General features: G+C 35.8%; 5 protein-coding genes and 1 pseudogene. 3 read left to right on the top strand and 3 right to left on the bottom strand.

From position 1 onward, the window contains the following. Positions 1–255: 255 nt before the first annotated feature. Positions 256–497 (bottom strand): annotated as a pseudogene (locus tag F6K23_RS39515) (Uma2 family endonuclease); the annotation flags it as partial. Between the two features lie 904 nt (positions 498–1,401). Continuing rightward, a complete protein-coding gene (locus F6K23_RS39510; protein WP_293166529.1) occupies positions 1,402–2,292 on the bottom strand; it encodes a PPC domain-containing protein in 891 nt (296 codons plus the stop codon). Between the two features lie 120 nt (positions 2,293–2,412). Between F6K23_RS39510 and F6K23_RS39505 the strand changes: the two genes are divergently transcribed. The 3 genes from F6K23_RS39505 (at position 2,413) to F6K23_RS39495 (ending at position 6,766) form a co-directional block, all read left to right on the top strand. Continuing rightward, entirely contained in the window at positions 2,413–4,113 is a 1,701-nt protein-coding gene (locus F6K23_RS39505) for a flavin monoamine oxidase family protein (RefSeq protein ID WP_293166527.1), read from the top strand. A 407-nt stretch (positions 4,114–4,520) separates the two neighbouring features. Then, positions 4,521–6,173, top strand: coding sequence for an NAD(P)/FAD-dependent oxidoreductase (locus tag F6K23_RS39500; protein WP_293166525.1), 1,653 nt, complete (start codon positions 4,521–4,523; stop codon positions 6,171–6,173). Between the two features lie 101 nt (positions 6,174–6,274). Next, positions 6,275–6,766 (top strand): FxLYD domain-containing protein, encoded by a 492-nt coding sequence (locus F6K23_RS39495; RefSeq protein ID WP_293166523.1) that lies wholly within the window; start codon positions 6,275–6,277, stop codon positions 6,764–6,766. A gap of 102 nt (positions 6,767–6,868) precedes the next feature. Here the strand turns inward: F6K23_RS39495 and F6K23_RS39490 are convergent, their stop codons facing one another. Then, positions 6,869–7,417, bottom strand: a complete 549-nt coding sequence (locus F6K23_RS39490; RefSeq protein ID WP_293166521.1) for a hypothetical protein — start codon at positions 7,415–7,417, stop codon at positions 6,869–6,871. Positions 7,418–7,950: the final 533 nt, after the last annotated feature.

The raw sequence follows: 7,950 nt of genomic DNA, 5'->3' as shown, positions 1-7,950 counted from the left end.
CAAGAAGCAGAAAAACGAACCGAAGAATTAGAATCTTTACTGTCTCGTTATCGCGATCGCTTTGGAGAATTACCTGAAAATTAACAAAGGAGAATTAGGCTAAGGAAAATTCTTTGGCTTAATTATTTTTTAACAGCGCTTTTCAAAATTAAAGCCCCCTAAATCCCCCAATTTTGGGGGGCTAGAGGGGCAAAATTCAGTATCAAAAAACTTTTCAGATATCCTCTCAGCAACAAATGTTTATTTAGCACTCCATTACCAAACTTCTATTAAATCTAAAACAAATCCAGGCAACACATCTTCCCCAGATAAACTATTAGGATTTTCCAAAATTTCCACTTCCCGATCTTGCCAATAAATCTCTATTTTCAGTTTTCACTATCAATTAACCAACCTAATATTGCACAATTTGACTGATACTTTTTCATCTTTTTTTGTAACTCTAAAATAGTATCATTTTTAGAAAGTAATTCTACTACAAAATCGGGGCATAAAGGCGCATTTTAATCAGGAAGTATTGGCACAGCAAGAAGCAGAAAAATGAACCGAATAATTAGAATCTTTATTAGCTCGTTATCGCGATCGCTTTGGAGAATTACCTAAAAATTAACAGTATAATTGGTTTGATTGAATAAGTTATGAGCAACTAATATGATTCCCAATTTTGGGTTTATTTTTAGGGAATAAAGCAAAGTATCTAAGGATATTAATTTATCTAGGATAACAGTTTGGAAACTTTTCTAAAGATATTTTTTTTGGGTTTCCTTCGTCAACTGATAACTGATAATTTAATTTAGGGCAGGCAAGAAAGAGGAAAAGTTTATAGTTGCTTGATGATAATTCAAAATTTACCGAATAATTAAGGTTTAAAGCCTCTCCTTTAAAGGAGAAAAAAGCGGTCGATCTTCGGAACTTCCCGTAGGGTGGGATGGCGTTTTGCTCCGCAACATATAAAGCGGAGCGGCTCTGTCAAGAGTGGGTCTCGGAGGCATATCCAATCGACTCCTGTGAAGAAAAAATTTTCCTGTTCGTCAATCCTATCGGTTTTCAAGGAGAGGTAATTATTAATTAGGGTTTGCTTATGGAAGTCTTATGGGTAAGGGTAGGAGACAGGAGACAACCCACCCCTCGCTCCTCCCCCTCCCAGGAGGGGAGAAATGGGAATTATAGAGGAGGTAGGAGGAAGAATAATCCCTTGATTATTCTGCGCAACTATAAGCCTAAAATGCGCTCTTTTTTGAACAATTACGACCATTAAGCTTGGATTTTTTTAAACTAAAAAATGCGTTCAACCTTGATATGTCAATGCTTTTAGATTTAATCAGCAAACCCTAATTATTAATTATTAATTATTAATTATTAATTATTAATTTTTGAACCACCCTACTATTATTAACTACTCTAAATTGGACTAGCTTCTAAAAACAAAGAATAATTTGTATGACCACTAAACTCAGAAACTCGGACAAAATAATTACCCTCAGGTAAGAAATCAATATCTATTATTTCATCAACAGTACCCACATTTCTTGACTCAGCAAAAACCTCTAAAATTTCTGCCACTCCATTATTATTAATATCCTCAATTAACTCCACATCTGCATCCCCAACTAAACCAGTTAATACAACATCTAAACTACTAGGAGTATTCAACATAAAACTATAAACATCAACCGGATTTCCATCTCCAATAAAATTGCTAAATTCTGCACTTCCCAAAACACCAATATCGGCATTAACATTTAACAAATCATCTCGAACATCTGGAGGAGTACTCAAACGATTTTCTGGCAAACCAACTAAAATGTAATGTTGAATTGCACTACTAAAACTACCATTATTTAGTAACTCCACTACATCCTGATTTTGACCAAGATAAAAATCTGTATCAAACAAAGCACTAGGGTCACGATTTTCAAATTGACCAAACCTAACATAATGTTCAAAAGGTGTTAATCCTGCTGATTCTAATGTTGTCGCAAACTCAGGATCTGAGATATAAAAAAGATTCTGGAAGAAAGGACTAGGATCGCGCAATTCAAATTGACCAAACCTAATAAAATGTTCCACTGCCGTCAGATTACCTTCCTCAATAGCAGCAGCTATATCAGTATTAATTTCCAGATAAAAGCTAGTATCAAATAAAGCATTGGGGTCGCGATTTTCAAATTGACCCACATTCACAAAATGTTCCAAACCACTACTGAAATTACCCGCAGCAATTTCATCTACAACATCGGGGTTTTGAAATAAATAAAATCCTTCATCAAACAGAGTTTCAATAGTTAACATTTCTTAAAAGTTTATTTTTGAGTTTACATTGCAACCTAAGCAATGTTATCTTACTACAATCGTTCATTTCTGTATGCTTTAAATTCAAAATTTATAATTAAAAATTAAGGGACATTAATTATGAGTAAATCTTCTTTAATGAACATTCTACGTCGCGCTTATGGTATTGCCAGAATGTCGAAAAAAACTGGCATTCCCAGCGATGAATTATTAGGAATGGTCAGAGAAGCTCAAAGTAATAAATTTCGGACTACTCGCCGTCGGTTATTACAAGGTGGTTTAGGGTTTGCTGGAGCAATGGCAACTTCTAATTTCTTCAAGGGTGGACAACGAGCAATGGCTCAACAAACACCTATATTAATAGTAGGTGCTGGAATTGCGGGATTAACTGCAGCGTACCGTCTCACTCAGGCAGGAGTACCAGTAAATGTGATAGAAGCTAGAAATAGAGTGGGAGGTCGGATTAGAAGTATCTCGAAAATTGCCGGAACAACTATTGATGCTGAATTAGGAGCTGCCTATATTGATACTGAACACGTTTGCATTCGTGACTTAGCAGCAGAACTGGGATTAACAGAATTCGATCTGGTAGCTGGTGAGGAGGGGTTAACGCCAGAAATTTACTTTGCTGAGGGTAGAATTATTCCCATAGAAGAAATTATTAATGATTTTGCTCCTGTTGCCGAAAGAATAGATGAGACTCTGATAGCAATTGATAATTTTGAAGATTATACGACTTTTGACCAACCTACCGCAGATATAGATAATCTCTCAATTACCGAATATCTAGAAACTATTCCCACTAGCACTACTTTGCGACAAATGCTGGAAGTAGCTTACAATTCTTTCTATGGTTTGGATGCTAACGAACAGTCGAGTCTGAATCTAATATATATTATTGGCACTGAACCCAATACATTTGAATTATATGGTTCTGCTGACGAACGTTATCGAATTATTGGTGGTAATAGTCAAATTATTAATAATCTTGCTAATCTTGTACAAGGTTCCATTGAAACTAGCACGGTTCTAGAAGCAATAACAACTTTATCAGATGGTAGTTACAGAGTTAGTTTGAGGTCTGGAGAAAGAACTTTTGACCGTACTTATGAAAGAATTGTTTTAACTATACCTTTTCCGGTACTCAGTCAAGTGCAACTCAATGTCGATCTACCACCAGTTAAAAGATTTGCTATTGATAATTACGGTTTTGGTACAAATTCTAAGTTACATATAGCTTTTAATAACCCAGTTTGGCGCACTCGGTTTGGCTCAAGTGGAGAAACTTATGTAGATTTACAGTTTCAAAATACCCGAGAAGTTGCCCCAACAAGTCCGACTACGGAGGGTGTACTGGAATTTTTGCCTGGCGGAAATTTAGGAGTAGTTTTAGGTAGCGGAACTCCAGAAGACCACGCACAACGCTTTTTGCCAGAGCTTGATTTGGTATATCCGGGAATTAGTAGCGATCGCATCGGTCGGGCAGTCCGGACTTATTGGCCTGGAGAATTATATACTCAGGGTTCATATACTTGTTATCGACCAGGGCAATTTGTTCAATTTTTTGGTGTTGAAGGGGAGAGAGTAGGTAATTTATTTTTTGCTGGCGAACACACTTCTTTAGATTTCTCTGGTCTAATGGAGGGCGGTTGTGAGAGTGGTGAAATAGCTGCGATGGAAATTCTAGAAGATTTAGGTTTAGCTCCTGCTGTTGAGGCGCTGAGGATTAGACAGTCTTCACAAGTAAGTCGTCGTAGTGGCCGAAGACAGGGACCTAGAGGTAATGTTGTTCGCGGAAGGCGGGGTTTACCACTAAGGTAAGAATTTCTAGTTGATTAATATCAAGGTTGGATGGAAGGTAGTTGTGAGAGTGGTGAAATAGCTGCGATGGAAATTTTAGATGATTTGGGTGCTTAATACTTCAAAAGTTCAAAAATTACGGATTTTTGAGTTCTAAGCACTACATATCTCTAACGTTATAGTTTTTGAAAGCTATATATTAGACTTGTCTGTGGGTAAGTCCTGCGATTGTGATATCATGTCCGGTTGAATAGTTATGGTATAGTTGGCAGCAGGGGAGCAGGGGAGTATGGGAGTAGAGAACCCACCCCTAAACCCTCCCAGGATGGGAAAAGGGGAGTAGGGGAGATTAAAGGATTGAAGTAGTTATAGAAATTATCAACTATCAACATATACTATATAACCGGATTCTATATGAGATATCAAAAATGACTAAATCTTCCGTGATAACAATACTAGGTCGCGCTCATAATATTGCCAGAATGTCAAGAGAAACTGGTATTCCTAGTGATGAATTATTAGGAATGCTAAAAGAAGCTAAAGCTAGGAAATTTCCGAATGCTTGCAATCGCTTATTAAAAGGTGGTTTAGACTTAGCTCAAAAATTTAAAGTTTCCCTTTTGTCTAAGGGTGGAGAAAGGGCAATATCTCAAACAACCCCAGTATTAATAGTAGGAGCAGGAATTGCCGGATTAACTGCTGCCTATCGTCTAACTCAAGCGGGAGTTCCAGTAAACACGATCGAAGCTAGTAACCGGGTAGGAGGTAGAATCCGAACTCGCCAAAAAGCATTAGGTACTCCATTTGCTGTTGAACTTGGTGGGGAATTTATCTACACCGAGCATATTTATCTGCGCAGTTTGATTGAGGAATTAGGATTGCGTCTTGTAGATTTGCACGCAGTCGATGAAAATTTGGAAACACAAGAGACTTACTTGTTTGAAGGTCGCAAGGTTTCATTAGCAGAAATCACCACAGACTTTGCACCAATTGCAGAGCAGATTAATAGAGATTTCGAGGCGATCGCTAATTTTAAGGACTATACTACAAAAATTCCAGCAGCAGTAGAACTAGATAATATTTCAATTGCCGAATATTTAGACCAAATTCCTCAAACTACACCAGCAATTCGCCAGCTAGTCAAAGCTGCTTACGAAACTTACTACGGTCTAGATATGGAAGAGCAGTCTAGTCTCAATTTAATCTATATAATAGGTACTCAAGTAGGTAAGTTTGGCATTATTGGTGTTAGTGAGCAACTTTTTAACGTACAGGGAGGTAATGAACTGATCCCCCAAAAGTTGGCAAATTTAGTCTCCAATTCTATTGAGACGGGAACAATATTAGAAGCGATAAATTATCTTTCTGATGGTCGGTATCGAGTCGCATTAAGGTCTGGCAACAGTACTTTTGACCGTACTTATGAGAGAATTTTGCTCACATTACCCTTAACTTTGTTACGACAAGTTCAGCTTAATGTAGATTTGCCACCTTTGAAAAAGTTATCTATAGATACTGCTAGCTACGGAACGAACTCTAAGTTAACTACTACTTATCAAGAAAAAATTTGGCGTACTCGCTACAACTCTACAGCTAATGTCTATTTAGATTTAGGGTTTCAAAGCACTTGGGAAACTGCTGAAAGTCGTTATCATTCAGGTATGGGTTTGATTACACAATTTGTTGGCGGTACTCAAGGTCTAGCAATAGGAACTGGTAGTCCGAAAATTCATGCTCAAAAATTGAATTCCCAACTCGAACAGGTTTTTCCTGGTATTAGTAATATTTCTATGCCAGATTGGACAATTTGTAGTTATTGGCCAGGAGAAGTTTATGCTCGTGGTTCTTATTTATGTTACAAACCGGGGGAGTGGACAAAGTTTTATGGTGTAGAAAGACAGCGAGTGGGTAATATATTTTTTGCCGGGGAGCATACATCTTTTCTAGAAAATCAAGGTTATATGGAAGGTGGTTGTCAGACAGGTGAAATAGCTGCTATGGAAATTTTACAAGATTTAGGTTTAGAGGGTAGTGTGGAAGCAATGAGGAGTCAGCGAGCTAAGAGTCTGAGAAAGTATTAACAAGAGGGAGTAGGGAGTAGGGAGTAGGGAGTAGGGAGTAGGGAGTGTGGGAAGATGAAGAGGAGAACAACTGCGATTAAATTTCAAGCTTAATAGTTACTATGAAATACTTCTATTTTACTATCTTAATACCATTGTTAAATGGGGGAGTCGATCGTCAATTATTACAGAGTAATTTGGTGAATATATTTGCTCAACAATCTGAATTTGATAACCCAATTTGTTATATGGAAACTACGGAAGGGGAAATTATTAATTTAGTTAATCTCTGTGGCGATCAAGAAGCTATTGATGAAGGTAAAAAAATTAGTTGTAAATCAAGTTCAAAAGAAGTTAAAGCTACAGATATACCGATTAGTAATGTTAACTATGATGGTAATTTTTTAACTGGTAAAGTTGCTAATCAAAGCTGTAAAATTGTGAAGCAAATTAAAGTAAATTATCAAGTATTAGATGATGCTGGAAATATTATTGATAATGGGTTTATTTATGCTGAACCTAGTACAGTTGAACCAGGAAAAGTAGCATCGTTTAAAGGTAATGTTTCTCCGGGAGCTAAAGTAGAAACAACTTTTGTTGAATGGGGCGAATGAGGAAGTCAGAAGTTAGAAGTCAGAAGTTCAAAAATGATATGTAGTAGTTAACAGTATTAGAAATTTTGTTGCTGGAATTGTTTTGTTGATTTCGGCGATCGCTTATAATTCATTGGCATAATAGTAAGCTTCTTTCTGTAATTCAAATATTTGCATCTGCTTTTCTATCAAAAATAGCCTTTCTCTTGAGTCTTTCATTATATCTTTTGCTTGTTTTGTTTCAAATTTTTCGGCAATCATTATCATCTTTTTGTATACAATACTTCGTTTTTGAAAAAAATTGATTCTGTTTTCAAGTTCGTTAAATGTTTCTACATTTTTTTTTCTTGTATACCTCATCCTAAGTTTACAATACTGAGGATTGAATTGTCGAATAAATAACAAGAATAATAATAAACACAACTTAGCAAAAAGTATACAGTCTTGTGCAAATAATTTATAATTTTTCAACTTAAAAGGTAGGTATTGTATACTAGAAACAAAAAAATCCACAAATTCTTCTTTGAAAGTTTTATAACTCCAAAAATTAACCTGGAAATGTTTACATGAAAACTCTTCTAGGGCAACTCTCAGATTTTCTCTTTCATTCATACAACCAAGGCAATAAATATATCCAAGATATGCCAAACATAATCTTTCATTTTTTTCCATACTCCGAGCATTTCTAAAACACTTGTATGCTTCATCTACAAAATTTTTTTTTCTCTCAAGATTATCGGTTCTTTCACTATTTTGTAAGTCTCTAATACCTGAATTTTACTCTGTGCTTATCAACTTGTCTAATTTGACATTTGAAGATTCTATGAAACCAGTTATTTCTGCTATTTTTATACCCGAATTAAAGCCTTGAGTTAATAATGAAATATTAAAATCAACCATAATAATCTGATTTATTAAACAGTTTTTTAGAAATAGATTTTGTTCTGAATATTGGTTTCTCCAATCATCAATTTAATCTACTTTCTTCTGACATACCAACACTGCTACAAATTTGATTTAATTCTTTTTTACCTGTTTTTATATACTCAGAGTTACTTTCAACTTCCAGTAAATCACAACCGTACGAAAAAAACTGTAGAAAAATGAAACAGCCTTTATCTTGATATTGGATTAACCAACATTGGCTGTACGGCGCAGCTCACTATTCCCTCGCCAGTAAATGCCTCTGGGAATTTCTTTCTGAT

The sequence above is a fragment of the Okeania sp. SIO2C9 genome, from assembly GCF_010672455.1.
GTDB lineage: Bacteria > Cyanobacteriota > Cyanobacteriia > Cyanobacteriales > Microcoleaceae > Okeania.
Note: the sequence above shows the minus strand (reverse complement) of the source record. Positions and strands in the feature narration are given on the sequence as shown.